This window comes from Alcanivorax sp. IL2, from assembly GCF_047495475.1.
GTDB lineage: Bacteria > Pseudomonadota > Gammaproteobacteria > Pseudomonadales > Alcanivoracaceae > Alcanivorax.
In genome coordinates this window covers 3,267,760-3,289,546 of record NZ_CP179932.1, presented here as the reverse complement: position 1 = coordinate 3,289,546, position 21,787 = coordinate 3,267,760, and the positions used below count along the sequence as shown (strand labels likewise).

General features: G+C 56.9%; 18 protein-coding genes. 10 read left to right on the top strand and 8 right to left on the bottom strand.

The annotated features are described in order from the left end of the window. The first annotated feature begins 79 nt into the window (after nt 1-79). Together ftsZ and lpxC are read left to right on the top strand one after the other, a co-directional pair. Complete coding sequence (gene ftsZ / locus ACMG4N_RS15105; RefSeq protein WP_297767124.1) at nt 80-1,249, top strand: cell division protein FtsZ; 1,170 nt, start codon at nt 80-82, stop codon at nt 1,247-1,249. 110 nt (nt 1,250-1,359) lie between these two features. Next, nucleotides 1,360-2,277, top strand: a complete 918-nt coding sequence (lpxC, locus tag ACMG4N_RS15100; RefSeq protein ID WP_414432277.1) for a UDP-3-O-acyl-N-acetylglucosamine deacetylase — start codon at nt 1,360-1,362, stop codon at nt 2,275-2,277. A gap of 231 nt (nt 2,278-2,508) precedes the next feature. Here the strand turns inward: lpxC and ACMG4N_RS15095 are convergent, their stop codons facing one another. After that, nucleotides 2,509-2,967 (bottom strand): hypothetical protein, encoded by a 459-nt coding sequence (locus tag ACMG4N_RS15095; protein WP_297767121.1) that lies wholly within the window; start codon nt 2,965-2,967, stop codon nt 2,509-2,511. A gap of 101 nt (nt 2,968-3,068) precedes the next feature. On the opposite strand from ACMG4N_RS15095, the gene ACMG4N_RS15090 reads away from it, so the two are divergent. From ACMG4N_RS15090 to ACMG4N_RS15075, 4 genes are all read left to right on the top strand, one after another. Next, on the top strand, nt 3,069-4,001 hold the full coding sequence (locus ACMG4N_RS15090; RefSeq protein ID WP_297767119.1) for a M23 family metallopeptidase: 933 nt from the start codon (nt 3,069-3,071) through the stop codon (nt 3,999-4,001). A 173-nt stretch (nt 4,002-4,174) separates the two neighbouring features. After that, the gene (gene secA / locus ACMG4N_RS15085; RefSeq protein ID WP_414432274.1) at nt 4,175-6,889 is read left to right on the top strand and encodes a preprotein translocase subunit SecA; all 2,715 of its coding nucleotides are present in this window, start codon (nt 4,175-4,177) and stop codon (nt 6,887-6,889) included. 112 nt (nt 6,890-7,001) lie between these two features. Then, nucleotides 7,002-8,204: a bifunctional glutamate N-acetyltransferase/amino-acid acetyltransferase ArgJ gene (gene argJ, locus ACMG4N_RS15080; protein ID WP_414432273.1), complete on the top strand. Its 1,203-nt coding sequence runs from the start codon at nt 7,002-7,004 to the stop codon at nt 8,202-8,204. Between the two features lie 139 nt (nt 8,205-8,343). Beyond that, complete coding sequence (locus ACMG4N_RS15075) at nt 8,344-9,300, top strand: Nudix family hydrolase (protein ID WP_414432271.1); 957 nt, start codon at nt 8,344-8,346, stop codon at nt 9,298-9,300. A gap of 129 nt (nt 9,301-9,429) precedes the next feature. On the opposite strand, the gene ACMG4N_RS15070 is transcribed toward ACMG4N_RS15075, so the two are convergent. The 5 genes from ACMG4N_RS15070 to pilB form a co-directional block, all read right to left on the bottom strand. Continuing rightward, nucleotides 9,430-9,621 (bottom strand): DNA gyrase inhibitor YacG, encoded by a 192-nt coding sequence (locus ACMG4N_RS15070; RefSeq protein WP_035249304.1) that lies wholly within the window; start codon nt 9,619-9,621, stop codon nt 9,430-9,432. A gap of 2 nt (nt 9,622-9,623) precedes the next feature. Continuing rightward, nucleotides 9,624-10,223: a dephospho-CoA kinase gene (gene coaE / locus ACMG4N_RS15065; protein WP_297767110.1), complete on the bottom strand. Its 600-nt coding sequence runs from the start codon at nt 10,221-10,223 to the stop codon at nt 9,624-9,626. A 118-nt stretch (nt 10,224-10,341) separates the two neighbouring features. Beyond that, a complete protein-coding gene (locus ACMG4N_RS15060) occupies nt 10,342-11,220 on the bottom strand; it encodes a prepilin peptidase (protein WP_414432269.1) in 879 nt (292 codons plus the stop codon). Between the two features lie 3 nt (nt 11,221-11,223). Then, on the bottom strand, nt 11,224-12,450 hold the full coding sequence (locus ACMG4N_RS15055) for a type II secretion system F family protein (RefSeq protein WP_414432267.1): 1,227 nt from the start codon (nt 12,448-12,450) through the stop codon (nt 11,224-11,226). A gap of 2 nt (nt 12,451-12,452) precedes the next feature. Further along, complete coding sequence (pilB, locus tag ACMG4N_RS15050) at nt 12,453-14,162, bottom strand: type IV-A pilus assembly ATPase PilB (RefSeq protein WP_297767104.1); 1,710 nt, start codon at nt 14,160-14,162, stop codon at nt 12,453-12,455. Nucleotides 14,163-14,615: 453 nt separating this feature from the next. Between pilB and ACMG4N_RS15045 the strand changes: the two genes are divergently transcribed. Then, the gene (locus tag ACMG4N_RS15045; protein ID WP_297767103.1) at nt 14,616-15,092 is read left to right on the top strand and encodes a pilin; all 477 of its coding nucleotides are present in this window, start codon (nt 14,616-14,618) and stop codon (nt 15,090-15,092) included. 268 nt (nt 15,093-15,360) lie between these two features. Here the strand turns inward: ACMG4N_RS15045 and nadC are convergent, their stop codons facing one another. Both nadC and ACMG4N_RS15035 read right to left on the bottom strand, forming a co-directional pair. Beyond that, nucleotides 15,361-16,203, bottom strand: coding sequence for a carboxylating nicotinate-nucleotide diphosphorylase (nadC, locus tag ACMG4N_RS15040; RefSeq protein ID WP_297767101.1), 843 nt, complete (start codon nt 16,201-16,203; stop codon nt 15,361-15,363). Between the two features lie 70 nt (nt 16,204-16,273). Then, complete coding sequence (locus tag ACMG4N_RS15035; RefSeq protein WP_297767100.1) at nt 16,274-17,611, bottom strand: alanine/glycine:cation symporter family protein; 1,338 nt, start codon at nt 17,609-17,611, stop codon at nt 16,274-16,276. Between the two features lie 205 nt (nt 17,612-17,816). On the opposite strand from ACMG4N_RS15035, the gene ACMG4N_RS15030 reads away from it, so the two are divergent. The 3 genes from ACMG4N_RS15030 (at nt 17,817) to ACMG4N_RS15020 (ending at nt 21,773) form a co-directional block, all read left to right on the top strand. Next, entirely contained in the window at nt 17,817-20,048 is a 2,232-nt protein-coding gene (locus ACMG4N_RS15030) for a DUF1631 domain-containing protein (protein ID WP_414432265.1), read from the top strand. A 325-nt stretch (nt 20,049-20,373) separates the two neighbouring features. Beyond that, complete coding sequence (gene ampD / locus ACMG4N_RS15025; protein WP_297767096.1) at nt 20,374-20,940, top strand: 1,6-anhydro-N-acetylmuramyl-L-alanine amidase AmpD; 567 nt, start codon at nt 20,374-20,376, stop codon at nt 20,938-20,940. After that, entirely contained in the window at nt 20,937-21,773 is an 837-nt protein-coding gene (locus ACMG4N_RS15020; RefSeq protein ID WP_297767094.1) for a hypothetical protein, read from the top strand. The genes ampD and ACMG4N_RS15020 overlap by 4 nt, the downstream gene beginning before the upstream one ends. Nucleotides 21,774-21,787 lie beyond the last annotated feature (14 nt).

Here is a 21,787-nt window from a genome sequence, read left to right as displayed (position 1 = left end):
CGCAGCAACATCACCGGGACCATTCGACGTTAAATGACGTTCAAAGTAGTAACAGGGAAGCAATAACGGGAGATCAACCATGCAATTCAAACTGGAAGACAGCGTACCGCATGGCGCGGTCATTAAAGTGGTAGGTGTCGGTGGTGGCGGCGGTAACGCCGTGGATCACATGGTGCGTTCCGGTGTGGAAGGGGTGGATTTTATCTGCGCCAACACCGACGCCCAGGCACTGCGAAATGCCTCCTCCAAAACCGTGATTCAGCTGGGCAGCCAGGTGACCAAGGGCTTGGGTGCAGGCGCAAACCCGGAAATCGGTCGTCAGTCCGCCCAGGAAGACCGTGACCGCATCGCCGAGCTGCTGGACGGCGCTGACATGGTGTTCGTTACCGCCGGTATGGGTGGTGGAACCGGCACCGGTGCCGCCCCTGTGGTGGCTGAGATCGCCAAGGAGCTGGGTATCCTGACCGTGGCGGTGGTGACCAAGCCGTTCCCCTTCGAGGGCAAGAAGCGCATGCGCTCCGCCCAGGAAGGTATCGAGGAGCTGAAAGAGCACGTTCACTCCCTGATCACCATCCCCAACGAGAAGCTGCAAGCGGTTCTCGGCGGCTCCACCAGCCTGCTGGACGCCTTCAAGGCGGCCAACGAAGTGCTGCAGGGTGCGGTAAAAGGGATTGCGGATCTGATCGTTCGCCCGGGCATGATCAACGTGGATTTCGCTGACGTGCGCACGGTGATGAGTGAAATGGGTACGGCCATGATGGGTACCGGTACTGCCAGCGGCGAAGGCCGGGCGGCAGAAGCGGCCCAGGCAGCCATTTCCAGCCCGTTGCTGGAAGATGTAGACCTGCGTGGCGCCCGCGGTATCCTGATCAACATCACCGCCAACGAGTCCATCGCCCTGGACGAGTTCTCCGAGGTGGGTGACATCGTCAGCGAACTGGCCAGCGATGACGCCAACGTGATCATCGGCACCGCCATCGACCCGGATATGGGCGACAGCATCAGTGTCACCGTTGTGGCTACCGGCCTGGGTGCCGCCGCCCAGCAGGAACTAAAAGTGGTGCGTGGTCGTCAGACCCCCGTCACCGCGGATGGCCGAGTGGACTACAGCGACCTGGATCGCCCGGCAGTGGAGCGCAAACGCGCTGCCCAGCAGGCGGCCAGCGGCCGTGGTCAGCAGGCGGTGAGCACCGCGGAAGATCTGGATTTCATTGATATCCCGACCTTCCTCCGTCGCCAGGCCGACTAACGGTCTGGCGCCAAGGGTGCAAAATCAGGGCATTGCAGTATAATTACGCCCTCATTTTGTGTTGAGGAAAGCGGTATCCTGCAGGATACCCGCAGCTGTGTGACAGACTGATGATCAGACAACGAACGCTGAAAAACGTGATCCGCGCCACCGGCGTGGGACTTCACACCGGCGAAAAGGTCTACATGACCGTGCGCCCGGCACCGGTGGATACCGGTATCGTGTTCCGGCGTGTCGACCTGGACCCGGTGGTGGAGATCAAGGCGTCTGCCGATGCCGTCCGCGAAACCACTTTGTCGTCGACCCTGGTTCAGGATGGCGTGAAGGTGGGCACGGTAGAGCATTTCCTGTCTGCCATGGCAGGACTGGGCATCGATAACGCCTTAGTGGAGTTGTCCGCGCCGGAAATGCCGATCATGGACGGCAGTGCCGGTCCTTTCGTGTTCCTGCTGCAGTCTGCCGGCATCAAGGAGCAGGAAGCGGCCAAGAAGTTCATCCGCATCAAGAAAGAAGTGACGGTGCGTGAGGGCGACAAGTCAGCGACTTTCGTTCCCTTTGATGGCTTCAAGGTGACCTTCTCCATCGAATTCGATCACCCGGTGTTTGAAGAGCGAAACCAGGTGTCCAGCATCGACTTCTCCACGACCTCTTTCGTGAAAGAAGTGGCGCGGGCGCGGACGTTCGGCTTCATGCGCGATATCGAGTTCCTGCGCAGCCAGAATCTGGCGCTGGGCGGCAGTGTCGATAACGCCATCGTGGTGGATGAGTACCGCATCCTCAACGAGGACGGGCTGCGTTACGAGGACGAATTCGTCAAGCACAAGATGCTGGATGCCATCGGCGACCTGTATCTGCTGGGCCACAGCCTGATCGGCGAGTTCATCGGTCACAAATCCGGCCATGCCCTCAACAATGCCCTGCTGCGCGAGATTCTCCGTCAGGAGGATTCCTACGAGGTGGTGACCTTCGAAGATGCCACCGATGCGCCGGTGTCCTACATGCGACCGGTGCTGGCGGCGGCGGAGTAGCCGTACTCAGCAGCAAGTTGGAAACGTCGAAACCCTGTTGCCACCCGGCGGTTCTCCCGCCGCCGGGTGGTTTTTCGTTTCAGGGAAGGCGTGTTAGCCAGAGTTCCGGGCTTCAACACCGATCCGGTAATGCCCGGCGTTAGCCCCCTTTCACTTGCCTGTTACACACTCTCTGTTCAGGTATTCAGACATTGAAGGTGCTGTTCACCGTTGAACTTTTAAACGGTTGGCTCACTCTGATTCACCGCGGCTGGCCAGCCGCTGCAAGGATGCCTTGAGGCCTTTGTCCTCAATGGTGTCAGCCAGATCGGCGATTTGTCTGGCACTTTCCCTGGCCAATTTGGGCTTGTCCTGTTGGTTGGCACGGACGTTGCTACTCTGCATCTGGCGTTTTCCGCCCACCACGATTTTGATCTGCTGGCCGGGCAGGGCCTGCTGCAGTTTGGGCAGGTGAAAACGCAATAGCTGAGCTGTAGCGCTGGTTTCGGCAATGGCCAACCAGCGCATGCTGTCTTCCACCAGAGTGACTCGCTCGCGCAGTGCCGGTGGCAGGCAGTCAAGCGGATCGGTGGCTGCTGCGGTATCCGGCTCCTGGCGAGCGGTCTTTTTGGCCTCCCTGGTCAGGCCGGAGAGAGTAGGGTGACCACTCAGCAGGGCGAGCAGGGCTTTGGGCGAAGTTGTCTTGCTCATAGGTTTTACTTAGACTAGCCTGCAAATTGTAAAAAATAATCAAGAAAACCAGTGCAACTATTTGAAATTCTTAATTTTTAGTCGGTGCGTTACACGAATCTATGAATATTTTAGTCATTAACAGCAAGCGTGGCCATTCGCGCACACTTCCGGTTCCGCGACACTGGCCCTGGTTACTGGCTGCCGTGCTGGTGGTAGTGCCGGTGCTGATGGGCGTTGGCGGCTACCTACTGGTGTCGCAACTTAACGACCAGCCCGAGTATACGCCGGTAATGACCGAACGTTTTTCCACCCATCTGGAAGAGCAGAAAAAGGCCCTGGAATCGCTGGATCGCCTCAGCCAGGAGCAGTTTCGGGCACTGACCCTGAAGCTGGCCCAGGCCCAGGCTCGACTGGTTCGACTGGATGCGCTGGGTGAGCGGCTGGTGGAAGTGGCAGATATTGATGGCGAGGAGTTTGATTTCAGTACCGTGCCAGGACTCGGCGGGCCGGAAGGTTCGGAAGAGGGCGCCAGCTACGAGCTGCCTTCCTTTATGGAAGCGGTGAACCAGATGGCGGACACCCTTGAACGCCGCGAGCGTCAGCTGGAAATTCTGGAAAACCTGCTGGCCGGCAAGCAGATCGAAGACCAGACCTACCTGTCCGGCCGGCCTCTTGCCAAGGGCTGGATGTCCAGCCGCTTCGGGCGTCGTTCTGATCCCTTCACCGGCCGTGTGGCCTGGCACAAAGGGGTGGATTTTGCCGGCAAGGAAGGCACGCCGATCATTGCCACCGGCGCCGGTGTCGTGACTTATTCCGGTGATCGCTCCGGCTATGGCCTGATGGTGGAAATCAACCACGGTAATGGTATTGCCACTCGCTATGGTCATGCCCTGGAATTACTGGTGGAGCCGGGTGAGATTGTTCGCACCGGGGACGTTATCGGCAAAGTGGGCAATTCCGGCCGCTCTACCGGGCCGCACATTCATTATGAAGTGCTTAAAAATGGCGCTCAGGTGAACCCTCAGCCCTATATTTACCGCGCCCGACGTTAAAGAACAGACGAAAAACGGCCCCTTGTAGGGGCCGTTTTTCGTTGAGCACCCTTGATAACCGGGAATACCACCTTATCTCTTCATCTTATTGTGTTTAGAATGGCTCACCTTGCGGCCAGCACTTTGCCGCCAACGGGCTGTTTGTCCTGACTTTTTACCGAACCGGAAGTTGTATGCTGGGTACCATCGTAAAAAAAATCATCGGCACCAAGAATGATCGTGAGCTGAAACGCATGGGCAAGTTGGTCGAAACGATCAACAGCCACGGGGAAGCGCTGACACAGCTCAGCGAAGCAGACTTGCAGCTCAAGACCCGCGAATTCCGTCAGGCGTTCCAGGACGGCAAGACCCTGGATGAATTGTTGCCGGAAGCCTTTGCGGTGGTGCGGGAAGCCTCCACCCGGGTGATGGGCATGCGCCATTTCGACGTGCAGATGATGGGCGGTATCGCTCTGCATGAGGGGCGAATTTCCGAAATGCGCACCGGTGAGGGTAAGACTCTGACCGCGACTCTGGCGGCGTACCTCAATGCGCTGTCCGGCGAAGGCGTGCACGTGGTCACCGTGAATGACTACCTTGCCGAGCGTGACGCCAACTGGATGCGCCCCCTTTACGAATTTCTGGGCCTCAGTGTCGGTGTGATTCTTTCCCAGCAGCCCACCGATGAGAAGCGGGCGGCCTACGCGTCTGATATCACCTACGGTACCAATAACGAGTACGGTTTCGACTACCTGCGCGACAACATGGCCTTTCGCCTGGAAGATCGGGTTCAGCGTGGTCTCAACTACGCGATTGTGGATGAGGTGGATTCCATTCTCATCGACGAATCCCGCACCCCGCTGATCATTTCCGGGCCGGCAGCCGATTCCTCCGAGCTGTATACGGCCGTCAATAAGCTGATGCCAAATCTCACCGCCGAGACGGAAGAGCAGGAAGGCGATTACTTTGTTGATGAAAAGCAGCGTCAGGTCGAGTTGACAGAAACCGGGCACCAGAAAATTGAGGCGCTGCTGGTCAGTAATGCTCTGCTGGAGCAGGGCGAAAGCCTCTACGCAGCTCATAACCTGGCGCTGCTTCACCATGTCCATGCGGCATTGAAGGCCCACGCTCTATTCCATGTGGACCGGGACTACATTGTCCAGAATAACCAGATCGTTATCGTTGACGAGCACACCGGCCGCACCATGCCCGGACGTCGCTGGTCCGAGGGCATTCACCAGGCGATCGAAGCCAAGGAAGGGGTGAATATCCAGCAGGAAAACCAGACCCTGGCATCTACCACCTTCCAGAACTATTTCCGCCTCTACAACAAGCTGGCGGGTATGACCGGTACGGCTGATACCGAAGCCCTGGAATTCCGTCAGATTTATGGCATGGATGTGGTGGTGGTGCCGACCAATCGGCCCATGGTTCGTGTGGATGCCAATGATCTGGTGTATCTGACACTGGAAGAAAAATTCGATGCCATCGTCAAGGAAATCAGCGAAGCGGTGGCCAAGGGTGCCCCGGTGCTGGTGGGTACCGCGACCATTGAATCGTCCGAGTATCTGTCCAAGCGCCTGAAAAAAGACAAGATTGCCCACGAAGTACTGAACGCCAAGTTTCACCAGCGTGAAGCACAGATTATTGCCCAGGCGGGGCGGCCTGGTGCGGTAACGATCGCCACCAATATGGCGGGCCGGGGTACCGATATCGTGCTGGGTGGCAACCCGGAAGAGCAGATCAAGCACATGGATACCCCCTCGGACAAGGAAGCGGAAAAAATTCGCGCCGAGTGGCAGGGCAACCATGACACCGTGATGGAAGCTGGCGGCCTGCATATCATCGGCACAGAGCGTCACGAGTCTCGCCGTATCGATAACCAGCTCCGCGGTCGTGCCGGTCGTCAGGGTGATCCGGGCTACACCCGCTTCTTCCTGTCAATGGAAGATGACCTGATGCGGATTTTCGCCTCGGACCGCATTCGCAACATGATGCGCTCCCTGGGGCTGGAGAACGGCGAAGCGATTGAGCACCGTTGGGTGACCCGGGCCATCGAGAATGCCCAGCGCAAGGTGGAAGGCCGTAACTTCGATATCCGCAAGAACCTGCTGGAATACGATGACGTGGCCAATGACCAGCGTCGTGTGATCTACACCCAGCGTGACCAGATTCTGGAAACCGACGATCTGCGCACCTCCGTGCAGGGCATTCGTTATGATGTGGTGACCGAGCTGGTGCACAGTTATCTGCCGCCGGGTTCCGTGGAAGATCAGTGGGATGTGCCGGGTCTGGAGAAAACCCTGGAGGCGGAATTCCAGTGTAATGCGCCGGTGGGTCAGTGGCTCAACGAAGACAACCAGATGCATATCGACGGTGTCATCGAGAAGCTGGTGGAAACCCTGGAGCAGGACTATCTGCGCAAGGAAGGGGAAATCGGCGTCGAGGACCTGCGCAAGATCGAAAAACACCTGATGCTGCAGATCCTCGACCGTCACTGGAAAGAGCATCTGGCCAGCATGGACCACCTGCGTCAGGGCATTCATCTGCGCGGCTATGCGCAGAAAAACCCCAAGCAGGAATACAAGAAAGAGTCTTTCGAGTTGTTCCAGGGGTTGCTCAACCAGATCCAGCATGAGCTGATTCGCGTGCTGCACAGCTTCCAGGTGCGACGTGATGACGAAGTGGAGCGCCTCGAGCAGCAGCGCCAGGAAGAGGCCCGCCGCCAGGCAGAAAAAATGAAGATGCAGGCGGCCCCGGAACCGGGCACTGATGGCACGGCCGGCGAGAATAATCAGGCCGACGGTACCAAGACCGTGGTTCGCGAAGGTCGAAAGGTGGGTCGTAATGAACCTTGCCCCTGTGGCTCGGGCAAGAAATACAAGCAGTGCCACGGCAAGATTGAATAACAGCAGCCTCAAGCTACAAGCTGCAAGGAAATCCAGAGCACCGGCAACGCCGGTGCTTTCTTTGTTTGGGCTTGTGGCTTGAAGCTTGTCGCTGAACGCTAAAGGATTGGTTATGACACAGACAGAATGGTTGCCCGTCCCCGGTATCCGTCTTGCCGCTGTTGAAGCTGGCATCAAGAAGGCCAACCGCAAGGACCTGGTGGTGCTGGAGCTGAGTGAAGATTCCCGTGTCAGCGGAGTTTTCACCTTGAACCGTTTTTGCGCCGCGCCGGTGCAGGTGGCAAAAAACCGTCTTGCCGCAGGGGCACCCAAATACCTGATGATCAATACCGGCTATGCCAACGCGGGCACCGGCAAGAAGGGCATGGAAAACTGTCTGGCCAGCTGTCGCCTGTTGGCCGATGCGGCTGGTTGCGCTGAGGATCAGATCCTGCCGTATTCCACCGGGGTAATCGGTGAGCAGTTTCCGTTGCCGGCGTTTGCAACTGGCTTGCCCAAGGCATTGGCGGAACTGGATGAGCATCACTGGGGCCGTGCGTCAGAGGGCATCATGACCACCGATACCTACCCCAAGCTTACCAGCCGGCGGGTGGAGATCGACGGTGTGCCGATTACTGTCACCGGCATGGCCAAGGGCTCGGGCATGATCAAGCCGAACATGGCCACCATGCTGGGCTTTATCGCCACCGATGCGCCTATCGCCAAGCCACTGCTGGATCAGTGGGTGAAGGCGCTGGCGGACAAGTCGTTCAACCGGGTCACGGTGGACGGTGACACCTCCACCAACGATGCCTGTATGCTGATCAGCACTGCTGCGGCCCAGATGCCGGAGATTCAGGCGCTGGATGAGCATAGCCAGGTGCTGTATCAGGCTCTGGAAAGTGTCTTCGTGGAGCTGGCTCAGGCACTGGTGCGCGATGGCGAAGGGGCCACCAAGTTTGTGTCGATTACCGTGGCAGGAGCGGCCAGTGAATCCGACGCCCGCATCGTGGCGGAAACCATCGCCCATTCCCCGCTGGTGAAAACAGCGCTGTTTGCTTCCGACCCCAACTGGGGCCGCATCCTGGCTGCCATCGGCAGAGCCCCCATTGCGTCCCTGGACGTGGAGAAGGTCAATGTCTGGCTGGACGATCTGTTGCTGGTGGAGCAGGGTGGTGTGGCGGACAGCTATGAAGAGGCAAAAGGCGCAGCGGTGATGGCCCAGCCGGAAATCAGCATCCGTGCGGATCTGGCCAGCGGCGATGCCGAGTGCACCGTGTGGACCTGTGATTTCAGCTACGACTACGTGAAGATCAACGCGGAATATCGCACATAATCTGAACGCCCGACGTCTGATGCCTGACGTAAAAAGCCGCTGTAGGAGCTATGCTTGCATGGCGAACGTGCTCGCGACGTTCATCTGCTGTTGCGCCTGCGGGCATGGCTCTCCCGACGCTCCTTAAGAAACGTTGTTTATGACTACAACCACCCCCGCCATCACCGTCGTTGCCGCCATCATCCGCGGCAACGACGGCCGCATCTGCCTGAGTCGGCGTCCGGACCACAAGCATCAAGGGGGGCGCTGGGAGTTTCCCGGCGGCAAGGTGGAGCCGGGTGAGCCCCTGTCGACGGCCCTGGCCAGGGAGCTGGAGGAAGAGCTTGGCATGCAGGCGGCCATTTCCTCCCCGTTTATGACTATCGCCCACCAGTACCAGGATCTGCATGTCACCCTGCATTTTCGCGATGTTACCGCCTGGCAGGGCGACCCTTCGGGCTGTGAAGGGCAGCAAGTGAGCTGGTTTGAGATTCCGGAACTGCCAGCGCTGGAGTTTCCGGCGGCGAACCGGCCGGTGGTCACCGCGATCACGCTTCCCGATTATCTCGCCATCGCGCCGGATAATCTAGATCTGGAAGCCCTCAAAGCGGGTATCGGTCGTCTGGATGCTACCTGTATGGGGCTGTATCTGCGCCAGTGGAGCGAACATGCGGCACTGCCTGAGATTCTGGCACTGTGCCGAGAAACAGGCATAAAGGTATGGTTGCGGGCCTCATCGCCAGCCTGGGCGCAGCAGGTGTCCTTACAGGGCGTCTTTGGGCTGCATCTGCCGGGCTCGGCATTGATGGATTGTCAGGGGCGACCGGATTTTGCGGGGGTGGTTTCAGCGGCCTGTCACAGCCGTGACGCCCTGGAAAAGGCGGCAGACCTGGGGCTGGATATGGCGCTGGTCTCCCCGGTAGAGGCCACTGCCAGTCATCCGGATCGTCCTCCCCTGGGGTGGCAACAGGCGGGGGAATGGATCTCTGGGTTGCCTATTGCATGCTATGGGCTGGGAGGTGTCTCGCCAACAGATTTGGAGACCGCCCGTCAGCACGGCGCCATTGGCGTGGCAGGTATCCGGGCCTTCTGGCCGGATGCCTCAACCTCTCTGTAGAGTGCAGCTGGCTTAAGCTCAGCGCACCCTACAGTAAGTGCTCCATACAACCAGTCCTGCAATTCCCCTATTGGAATCCAACCAGCGTACCGCGTTAACGGCCCACGCTTGAGCGGATTGGTCAGACGATCAAAACTCCTCAAAATCCCCGGGGGCATTGTCATCACCGGGAATTGCATGGCGTTCCGCCGCCCAATCGCCCAGATCGATCAACTTACAGCGCTCAGAGCAGAAGGGCCGCCAGGGGTTGTTGGTCCAGCGGGTGAGGGATTTGCACTGGGGGCAGGGATAGGTTTGGGTGGTGTTATTGGTATCAGACATGTTCAGAGTGCGTTAGCCAGTTCCAGGTAGCGTTGATGCAGGCTAGTCAGTTGCTCGTGAAGTGCCTGCAGCGAACCGTGATTCTCAACCACATCGTCGGCCTGGTCCAGGCGTTTGGTTCTCTCCATCTGAGCCTTGATGATGGCGGCAATCTGCTCTTCGGGAACATGATCCCGTTCCATGGCCCGTTTGACCTGCAATTCTGCCGGCGCATCAATGACCAGAATGCGGTCTACCAGCGCTTTCTGGCTGGTTTCCAGCAACAAAGGCGATACCAGCACGGTATAGATGGACTGACTGACAGCAATTTGCCGTTTCAGCTCCTCGCCGATGGCGGGGTGAGTAATGCCTTCAAGTACCTTCAGGGCGTCCGCATCTGCAAACACGATCTCGCGCAAAGCGCGACGGTCCAGGGCGCCATCCGCAGTGAGTACATGCTCACCAAAATGATTGGCGATACTCTTGAGTGCAGGCTGGCCCGGTTCCACGACTACCCGGGACGCCAGATCCGCGTCCACAATGGTGATGCCCTGCTGGGCGAGGAAATCCGTGGCAGCGGTTTTGCCGCTACCAATACCGCCAGTCAGGCCGACTACGAACATGCATACTCCAGAACAAGACTTCACTGGCGCTGGAGCTTGACCCCTTCGCTTTGCAAAGCAAGGCTCCAACGAAAATTATCCAGGGGTTTTTCAGCTATTAACTATTCACTGTTAACTATTAACTGATTCTGAACATCCCCAGATACGAGCTGACGATGGTATCGCCCCACAGCAATGCAATCCAGCCAGCGGCCGCCAGATAGGGGCCAAAAGGGATCTGGGTGCGCTTTTCGCCACCGAAGAGAGTGGCGATGAGGGTGAACACCAGGCCCACCACGGAAGACAGCAAAATAATCAGCGGCAGATACTGCCAACCCGTCCAGGCGCCCAGGGCAGCAAGAAGCTTGAAGTCACCATAGCCCATGCCTTCCTTGCCAGTAAGCAGCTTGAACAGCCAGTACACGCTCCACAAGGACAGATAACCTGCCATGGCACCCACCACGGCATCCGGCAGGGAAACCGGTGAAACGCCAAGCAGTGCCGCCAACAGGCCGGCCCACAGCAGAGGGTAATTCATGCTGTCCGGTAGCAGGGTGGTATCCGCATCAATCATTGCGGCTGCCAGCAGCGTCCAGGTGGCAAACAGGGTAAAAGTCAGCCAGGGACCATAACCGAAGTGCCAGGCGCACAGGCCGGCCAGCACGCCACTGGCAACTTCAATGATCGGATAACGCTTGCTGATCGGTGTTGCGCAGCCTTTGCATTTGCCTTTCAGCGCTAACCAGCTCACCACCGGAATATTTTCATACCAGGTGATGGCGTGGTCACATTTTGGACAGCGCGAACGCGGCGTCACCAGGTTGAAGATCTCGCCATCATCCTCTGCGGGTAGCTCGAGAATTTCGCGGGCTTCCTGTTTCCAGCCACGCTCCATCATCACCGGTACGCGGTAGATGACGACATTGAGGAAGCTGCCAATTAACAGGCCCAGAAAAACACAGAGCCCAACCAGCAGGGTTGGGCTCGCGGAGAGGATATTCAGAAAACTGTCGATCATCGATTAGCCTACAACTGCGCCCATTTGGAAGATAGGAAGATACATGGCGATGATCAAGCCACCAATAACAACCCCCAAGACACTCATGATTAGTGGTTCCATCATGCTGGTTAAGCCGTCCACAGCATTATCAACTTCATCTTCGTAGTAAATGGCCACCTTCTCAAGCATCGCATCAAGCGCGCCAGATTCTTCGCCAATCGCTGTCATTTGCAAAGCCATGGCAGGAAAAACGCCGGTGCTGCGCATCGCAAATTGGAGCTGCTGACCCGTAGAGACATCCTCTTTCACCTGTATTACTGCATTGCGGTATACCACATTGCCTGTTGCGCCAGCACAAGCGTCGAGAGCATCAATCAAAGGTACGCCGGCTGCAAAGGTGGTGGAGAGGGTGCGGGCATACCTGGCAATGGTGGATTTGAATGCCAGGTCTCCAACGATGGGGAGTTTTAATACCAGCCTGTCCAGGCTATTTCTAAATGCTTCAGAGCGCTTTTTTAACTGAACAAAAATAGCGGAAAAGGCTATGAGGAAAATCACGATAAAAAAGAAGTTTTCCTGAAGCGATTCGGATAACGATATAACAAATTGAGTGAATGCGGGCAGCTCTGCGCCAAAACCATGGAAGAGATCTTCAAAAACCGGAACGACTTTAAGCAGCAAAATTGCAGTCACAATTACAGCGGCAACTACAACGGTTGCTGGATATTTCATTGCTTTCTTGATTTTTTGTTTTAGGGCTTCGCTCTTTTCCTTATAGAGAGCAACTCTGTCCAGCATGGTTTCCAGCGCGCCTGATTGTTCGCCTGCATCAATCAGGCTGCAATAGAGGTCGTCAAAGTAGTCTGGATGTTTTGATAGAGCGCCAGCAAAATTGTTGCCGCCTTCTACATCTACTTTTAATTTGAGGACCAGGTCCTTCATGCTGGGGTTGTCGAGCCCATCGGCAACGATCTCAAAGGCCTGGACCAAAGGGACACCGGCTTTCATCATGGTGGCCATTTGACGAGTAAAAAGTGCTATGTCGAGAGGCTTGATTTTCTTTTTGCCACCGAAACGAAGTTCTCGTTTTTTTACTACTTTCTTGGCGTTGATGCCTTGCTTGCGCAGCTCTGCACGAACCATGGCGGGAGTTTTCCCGGCGGCTTCCCCTTTGACTTTGGTCCCTTTACGATCCACCCCTTCATAAGTAAAAGTGACACTTTGTTGTGCTGCTGTTTTAGTTGCCATAATTAATGTCCGCTTGTTACACGGTTAACTTCTTCCAGGCTGGTTACGCCTTGCATGGCTTTCACCAGCCCGGAGCGGTGTAGATCATTGAATCCTTCCTTGCGGCATTGGTCACCAATCTGAATGGAGTTGCCCTCTTCCATAATAATTCGAGCAATACCATCAGTGATCTTGACCACTTCGTAGATCCCTACGCGCCCTTTGTAACCGTTGTTGCATTTGTCGCATCCCTCAGGGCCGTACACAGTAAACTCGGAAGCCGCATCTTCTTCCGTGAATCCCATCTCAAGCAGCGATTGTTTTGGGATTTCCACCTTGGTTTTGCAGTGTTCGCAAAGCCTGCGAGCCAAACGCTGGGCGATAATCAATACCACGGAGGTGGCGATATTAAAGGACGGGACACCCATGTTACGAAGACGGGTCAGCGTTTCCGGTGCGCTGTTGGTGTGGAGGGTCGACAGTACCAAGTGACCGGTTTGTGCTGCCTTGATTGCAATATTGGCGGTTTCCAGATCGCGGATCTCACCAACCAGAATGACGTCAGGGTCCTGACGGAGGAAAGCGCGCAAGGCGGCAGCGAAGTCCATGCCCTGTTTGGGGTTGACGTTCACCTGGTTGATGCCCTCCAGGTTGATCTCTACTGGGTCTTCGGCAGTGGAAATGTTCCGCTCGGGCGTGTTGAGAATGTTTACCCCGGTATAAAGGGAGACGGTTTTCCCGGAGCCGGTGGGGCCTGTAACCAGAATCATGCCCTGGGGTTTTTGCAAGGCATCCATATAGAGCTGTTTCTGATTTTCTTCGTAGCCGAGGGCGTCGATGCCCATCTTGGCCGATTCAGGGTCGAGGATCCGCAGGACGATCTTTTCCCCAAACAGAGTAGGGCAGGTGTTCACTCGAAAATCGATTGCTCGGGTCTTGGAGATTTTAAGTTTGATGCGTCCATCCTGGGGGACCCTCCGTTCCGAGATGTCCAGCCGCGACATGACTTTAAGGCGAGCTGAAAGCTTACTGGCAATATTGACCGGCGGTTTGGAGACTGTTTTGAGAATCCCGTCTTGGCGGAATCGTACTCGATAAGTTTTCTCATATGGCTCGAAATGAAGATCCGAAGCTCCGCCTTTGATGGCATCCAGCAGGAGCTTGTTGACGAAGCGAACAATGGGGGCATCATCTGAGCCGGATTTCGTCTCGTCGGTAGTTTTTTCCTCTGCCGCACCTATATCAAGGTCATCCAGCCCATCATCCAGGTCATCAAAAGCGCTGTCTTCTGAATCGGACTCAAGGTTATCGATCCAGTGGGTCAGCTTGTCTTGCTCAACAATAATGGTTTCAACGTTGAGGCCTGTATTGAAGCGGATTTCTTCCAGAGCGGGCAAGTTGGTAGGGTCGGCAACGGCCACAAATAAACGGCTGCCCCGGCGAAACAATGGCAGCACATGGTGCTTGGTAATCAGTTTGGGGTCGACAAGATCTTTGACCAGGCTGTCCCGCTGGAAGGTGCTGAGATCCAGGATCGGGTCTCCGAACTCTTCGGCAACGGCTCCGGCCACAACGTTGGCCGACAGCTTGCCCGAAGTGACGAGCTGGTAAACCAGGCTCATCCGTTCTTCACGGGCCTGTTTTTGCGCCTGCTGTATTTCCTCGGCGGTTAGTAGCTCCTGCCGAATCAGGCGCTGCGGTAAGCCGCTGAATGAAAGGGTCTGGCTAGTCATGGCAACCTGCTTGTTTATGCTTAGTATTGTCGGTATGCCCAACACTTTCTTCGTAACATACCGGTTGTGGTTGTCACAGGGAAGACCGGATGTCGCAAAATCAGTGCCTTGCCGCAGTTTTCTAAGGTATTTCCCCAGACTATTTCCGTCATGCCCAGAGAGGAATTTCCAGAGAGCCTCTTGTCAGGGTGTGGATGGTGTGACCCAGTGTGGCACCAGTGCGAGGAAGGGGTGACGTATATCGTCAGCTGCTGACATTAAAGGTAACCCAAATAGTGGGCCGACTATGATGCTTTCTGCAACAGCCGGGGCTCGACGCCAGAGAATGTGCCTTCTCCTAATGATTTCGTCGCACTACCGAAAAGTTGGCCCACTCTGTGCATTATGACAACGCAGAGGCTCGCCAGGGGTGGGCTCACAACAAGATTTGCCAATTTAGTTGGAGAGAACGACATGAAAAAGCAAATGCAACAGGGTTTCACCCTTATTGAACTGATGATCGTGGTAGCCATCATCGGTATTCTGGCTGCTGTGGCTATTCCTCAGTACCAAAACTACATCGCTCGCTCTCAGGTAACCCGCGTCATGCAGGAAGCTGGTGCGATGAAAACGGCTGTTGAGGCTTGTATCAATGATGGCCGTTTGGCTTTGGGTGCTGCCGCTGGCGAATGTGATCCGGGTGCTACCGGCTCTAACCTGCTGACTGGTGCCGCACAGGTTGGTCCAGCACTTCCGGCTGGCACTGGTGTTCCTCAGGCTACTAATCCGCTGACAGCTGCTTCCACGATTATTGCAACTTTTGGCAACAATGCTGCTGCAGTACTGCAAGATGCTGGCGCCACATTGACCTGGACTCGTGACGCTACTGGTTCTTGGGTGTGTACCACTACTGCCCCTGCAAACCTGAAGCCGACTGGTTGTACGAACTAAGCAGTTTGTATTGCATAAGGCTTGACCTCGATCAGCCTGGAAACCCGGTGCGAAAGCACCGGGTTTTTTTATGGCGGTGGTTTTTTCGGGGCGGGAGTTAGATGGTAGCTAGAAGTCAACGCGGATAACGGAGCCTAGCGTTTTCGACTATTACGTCTTGTCATATTCCTACCCCTTTCTGTGCAGCCTATTGGCATTCTGGATATGGCGCCTGGCTGCGTGATTAGCCTCTTATCTAAGTGAAACTGAACGTCGATTGATGTGGAGATCAAGATTGCAGTCGGAGAGATAAGTCAGTGGCTATTACATGCTTGGTTAAGGCTCCGGACGACAAAAACCAGCTACGGTTGTCGGGTAAGCAATTGGCATTTTCCAATGTAAGGTTGCCAGAAACCTCAAGAGCAGCTACGTCAGTAGTGTTCCCAGCGTTGTGCAGCATTTCGGCACTAAAGTTATCCAGCATAATCTGATCTGGTTTCAGCCGTGCGGCTTCCTCCAGTTCCTCCAGTGTTTCCACTTCTACAATGATCTTCTTTTCCGGCGCCAATGCCCGCGCCCGCTCGATGGCTGCGGTAATTCCACCACAAGCAGCCACATGGTTCTCCTTGATCAAAAACGCATCGTACAAGCCGATGCGGTGATTCTGGCAGCCCCCACAAAGCACGGCGTATTTCTGGCCAGCCCTAAGGCCGGGGAGCGTTTTACGCGTATCCAGAATGGTGACGTTCGTGCCTTCTACGGCATCCGCGTAGCGGCGCGCAGTAGTAGCGGTACCCATCAGGGTCTGCAGGAAGTTCAGCGCGGTGCGTTCGCCTGTGAGAATCTGGCGGGTGTTGCCTCGCAGGGTGCAGAGTGTGGTATCTGCGGTCAGCCGATTACCATCCTGCACATGCCACTCAATCTGCACATCGCCCAGTTGCCGGAAGACCTCATCAGCCCAGGGAATGCCGCACATGACCGCGTCTTCGCGGGTAATGATGGTGGCGGTCGTTTCGCTGTCGGCATCGATAAGCTGAGCGGTGATGTCGCCGCTGCGGATGTCTTCTTCAAGAGCAAAGCTTACGTTGCGCTGAATATCGTCACGCACATAGTCGGGCAGGGTGATGGTCATGCTGTTCTCGGTGCTGAACTCAATGAAAACCCGCAGGCAGGCCTGCGGGTCGTGTTATTGGGTGGTGTTTTCAATCGGGCCGGGTGGAAAAGAATTCCCGGCTGAGCCTGACCACCACGGGTGACAATAATAGCAGAGCAATCAGGTTAGGTATCGCCATCAAGATATTCATGATGTCGGCTAGTGCCCAGACCAGGTTCAGGCTGACGACGGCACCAAAAGGCACTGCCAGTACCCAGATCACCCGGAAGGGCAGGACGGCCCGGTCGCCAAACAGGAACTGGGTGCAGCGTTCGCTGTACAGGCTCCAGCCCAGCAGGGTGGTGAAGGCAAAGATCGCCAGGCCGCCGGCCACAATCACATTGCCGAAGTCCCCGAAGGTAGAGGAAAAGGCCAGGGCGGACAGCGGCGCGCCTTCTGCACCGCTGGTCCAGGCGCCGGAGGAAACGATGGCCAGGCCGGTGATGGAGCAGACGATGATGGTGTCGATAAACGTACCCAACATGGCGATGGAGCCCTGTCTGGCCGGGTGATCGGTATTGGCGGAGGCATGGGCGATGGGCGCGCTGCCCAGGCCGGCCTCGTTGGAGAAGATGCCACGGGCAATCCCGAAACGGATCGCTTCCTTGACCAGAGCGCCCGCGAAACCGCCGGCAGCCGCAGTGCCGGTGAAGGCACTTTCGAAGCATAGGGCCAGGGCGGCGGGCAGGGCGTCAGCATGGTCTACCAGCACCACCAAACCGGCCAGCAGGTAGGCCAGCGCCATAAAGGGGACGATATAAGTCGCCACGGTGGCAATCCGCTTCATGCCGCCTAGTACCACCAGGCCCACGAGGACGGCCAGGGTGACCCCTGTTACCCATGCTGGAAGCCCGAAGCTGTCCTGCAGGCCGTGAGCGACAGAGTTGGCCTGGACGCTATTGCCAATGCCGAAGCCGGCCAACATGCCGAAGATGGCAAAAGCGATGGCCAGCCAGCGCCAATTTGGGCCGAGACCGTTCTGGATGTAGTACATGGGGCCGCCCACATACTGGCCGGCGCTGTCCTTTTCCCGATATTGCACGGCCAGTACGGCTTCCGCGTACTTGGTGGCCATGCCCACCAGGGCAATCAGCCACATCCACACGAGTGCTCCCGGCCCGCCGGAGTGAATAGCCGTCGCTACCCCCACGATGTTACCGGTACCGATGGTCGCAGACAGCGACGTGGCCAGGGCGGCGCCGGCACCGATCGTGCCGACCCCGATCTTCGGGCCGAACATCTGTCTGAAGCCAAACCCCAGCTGTCTCAGGGGCAGGAAACGCAGGATCAGAGTCAGATAGAGGCCTGTGCCAGCAATCAGGATTAGTGCCGGCCATCCCCACAGGAAGCCGCTGATCTGTTTAAGAATGGTAACCGCTTGCTCCATGGCTCTCGTCCATTGCCCCAAAAGGCCTTAGGCTATGGGAATTTAGCGGGCAGGGAAAGCTGGCGACGTGTTTGTGGTTAACTAAATATAAAGCCTCACATGCCAACTAGTTCAAAATTATTAGTTTGATGGTGTGATAGCTTAGTTAGGTATTAAAACCACAGTCCCATTTTCTGAACGGGTGCAGCTTAATCCCGGGGGTGTCATGGCCAAGGTTACCCAACTCAAATCGGTCGCTGCCAAAGCAGCCGCTAACAGCCTGCCCAGACCGATCGAAAAAGTGCGTGACCGCTATCTGTCGCTGGCGTCTTCCTATCTGGAGGATATGCTCGATGGAGCCGATGACATCCTTTACGACCTGGCGGAAAAAGAAGCGGATAGCGAGCGCGAGCGCTACTTTGATGCCATGCGTGAGCTGCGCATCCAGCGAGCTGGGCTGATGGCTGGCTTGAAACAGGTCATCCAGCAGCAGTTTTCCAATCTTGGACGCCCCCAGGAGGAAACGTCTTCACTGGAAAGTACCAAGCTTGATCTGGACTCTCTGACTCTGGTCAATGAGGAAGAATTGGAAACCACGGTGGCCCTGGACAACATGGCTCGCCGTGCCCGCAATGGCTGTGTGGAACAGCTCAAGGTGTTGTGCCACCGCCTGGAATATCTTTTTGAAAGCAAGGCAGAAATCACCGAACGGAATAATCCGCTGGAGCCACGCCAGCTGGTGGACGCCTTCAGCCAGGGGCTTGAAAAGCTCTCTCTGGACATCAAGTCTCGCCTGATCATCCTCAAGCTGTTTGAGCGTGAAGTCATGGCGGAAACCGGATACATGGTGTCTGAAGCCAACAAGGTGCTAGTGGACGCGGGTGTCTTGCCGGACATGAAAACCGCGCCCATCGCACCTGCACGTAAGCCTGGGAATCGTTCACTGGCGGGCAGCCAGGCATCCTCCTCGAGCTCTGCTGCCGGTAGCAATGACCAGATGTTCGGGTTGTTACAGGAGCTGCTGGTAACCATGCGTGGCATGCAGGGTGGCTCAGCTGCCGCATCCGGAGCCTCTGCAGGCGCGGACATGAGCGCGGCCATGGCAGTCATGCAGAACGGTGTGCCTTATCTCAATGGCGCCCCGGTGGCCAACGCGGCTTCCGTCCACCAGGTCAGCTCTGATGACTTGATGGGTGTGCTCAATCGTTTGCAGCGTGTGGAACGCAGCCTCAGCGAAACAGATGGCGAAAAGGCCAACCTGAAGGACGACCTGTCAGAATTGCTCGACAGTGAGCATGGCGAAGCCATTCATGCGCTGGATCAGGCCGATGACGATGTGATCAACCTGGTGTCCCTGCTGTTTGATTTCATTCTGGATGACGAGGGCCTGCCCTCCGAGATCAAGGCGTTGATTGGGCGCCTGCAGATTCCCTTGCTGAAAGTGGCAATCACCGACAAGAACTTCTTCAGTAACGACAACCACGAAGCTCGACTACTGCTCAACATGCTGGCCCGGGCCGGCAATCAGTGGGACCCGCAACAGGGTATCCAGGACGACCTGTACCAGCGTATCAACCACGCGGTACATCGCATCATTGATGATTTTGAAGACGATGCCAGCTTGTTTGCCACCCTGCTGGATGAGTTTCAGCGCTTTTTCGACAGCCAGAGCTCACGCTCCGAGCGCGTTGAGCAGCGGGTGCGTGAGGCGGAGGAAGGCAAGGCTCGTGCCGAGCTGGCCCGTCAGGAAGTGGTGGCGGTGCTCGACAAGCGTATGGCAGGCCGTCAGTTACCCGATGTGGTGGTACGGTTGCTGCGCCAGGGTTGGCAACAGGTGCTTTACCTGACCTGGTTACGCGAAGGTGCCGACAATGGTGCCTGGCAGCAGCAGGTCAAGGTGGTTGATGGCGTGGTCTGGAGTGTTCTGCCACACCGTGATCAGGCGGCGCTGGAAAAGCTCAAGGCGCTCAGCCCCAAACTCCTCAAGACGCTGCATAGCGGGCTTGCCCAGATCAGTTATGATGAAGCAGAAGCCAAGCAGTTACTGATCAAGTTCCAGGATGTGCACCAGCAACTGCTCAAGGGCCTGGAAACCGAGCGAGTGGCTGTGGAGCCGGAAATGCCGGCACCGCAACCGCAAGCCCAGGAAGAAGCCGTTTTGCCGGAAAATCACTTCCTGGTGAAAAAAGCCGGGCAGCTTGCCCCGGGCCAGTGGATTGAGCTCGTGGACGGTGACGAGCCGCGCCGTGCCAAGCTGGCTGCCAATATCCGCGCCGGCGTCAAGATGGTGTTTACCAACCGTCGCGGCATCAAGGTGGAAGAGTTCTCTGCTTACACGCTGGCCGTTGCCCTGCATGAAGGGACTGTTAAACTCATCGAAGAGGGAGCCCTGTTCGACCGGGCTCTGGAAGCGGTTATTGGAGACCTGCGCCGCATGCAGGCCAGCGCACAGCACTAGTCGTTGGTTTGTCCGCGCGGGCATAGAACCTGTTCATGATCTATACGCAGCCGCGTTGCCGCTAAAAATGGTGCCAGGCAATACTCGCAGAGCACAGAGGGCGCGGACCGCAGGGCCTGACGGGTCAAGTTCAAGGTCCGCAACACAGCATGGCGCCATTTTTAGCGGTAACCCGAAGGGCCGGGCCCCTTTTTCCGCCAGCCCGCGATTGCTCTTATTTATGTAGAATGACTACACGACACAATCGCAATCACGACCTGGCGAAAAAATTGACTCCGGCGCGGTTGCGTATAGATCATGAACAGGTTCTAAGGAGCTTGCGCGGGTGCTCACCCTCAACGAACACCGGGTCGATCAGGCACAGTGGTGCCCATCCCCCAATTTCAATCTCCGCCCCGATCCCGATGATATATCCCTGCTGGTGATTCATAACATCAGCCTGCCGCCGGAGCAGTTCGGCGGCGATCACATCCAGGCCCTGTTCCAGAACTGCCTGAACCCGGACGACCACCCCTATTTCCGCGAAATCCACCAGCTGACCGTATCGTCGCATTTTCTCATCCGGCGTGACGGCAGCCTGTTGCAGTTTGTTCCCTGCGATCGGCGGGCCTGGCATGCCGGAGTTTCCAGCTTTGCCGGGCGGGAAAACTGTAATGATTTTTCCATCGGCATCGAGCTGGAAGGCGCAGATACTGTTCCCTATGAAGAGGTGCAGTACGCGACCCTGACGGAACTTACTGCACTACTGCAATCCCATTACCCGGCGATCAAGGATGTCCGCATCACCGGCCACGAACATATTGCCCCGGGCCGCAAGACTGACCCGGGGCCCGCTTTCGACTGGGCGGATTACCGGGCCCGCCTGGCCCGTTTCAAGGAGGAAATGGCATGAAGTTTCTGGTGCTGATACTGGTCCTCGGCCTGCGCCGTCTGGATACCAGCTGGCCGCTGTGGCTCGCCAACCCGCAACGCCATCAGGGCTGGTTGCAGCAATGGGGCAACCGCCTGGGGCAGGGGCAGCGAGTCTGGTGGCTGGCCGTGCTGTTGCCAGCACTATTGATTTACGCCCTGACCTGCTGGCTGGACGGTTTCTGGGGGCAGCTGGTGGTGTTGCTTCTGGGCGTGATATTGATGCTGTGGCTGGCAGGAGGACAAAGCGAGTTTCGTCATGTGGATGAATTACTGGTGCGTGGTCGAATGAACGACCCGGAAGGCTTTGCGGCCCTGGCCACGGATGAATTCGATGTGACCGGAACACCGGACGATCCTGCCTACCAGAGTGCCCTGACGGAAAAAATTCTGGCGCGGGAACAACAGCTCTTTATCGCTATCTTCTGGCTGGTGCTACTGGGTTTCGCCGCGGCGTTTCTGGTCGTACTCAATCGAGCCTGGGTAATCCGGGCTGGCGACGAGCAGGCCAATCACTGGCAGACACGCCTGGATAGCTGGCTAAGCTGGCCGGCCAACCGGTTGCTGGTGTTGAGTATGGCGCTGGCCGGTGATTTCACCGCCGTTATGGAAAAAATGCGTGGCCATTGGTCGCGCCAGGAACACAGCGGCCAAGCGCTACAACAGGTGGCCAATGTGGCCCTGGAAGACTCCCAGTCCAGCGGTGAAGGTTCCCTGTCAGCGGCCCTGGATCATCTGGAATCCCTGCAGGGGCTGCTACTGCGCTGTGTTGCCATCTGGCTGATCCTGGCGGCGCTGTGGGTTATCGCGATCTGAAGGCGCTGGGTCGC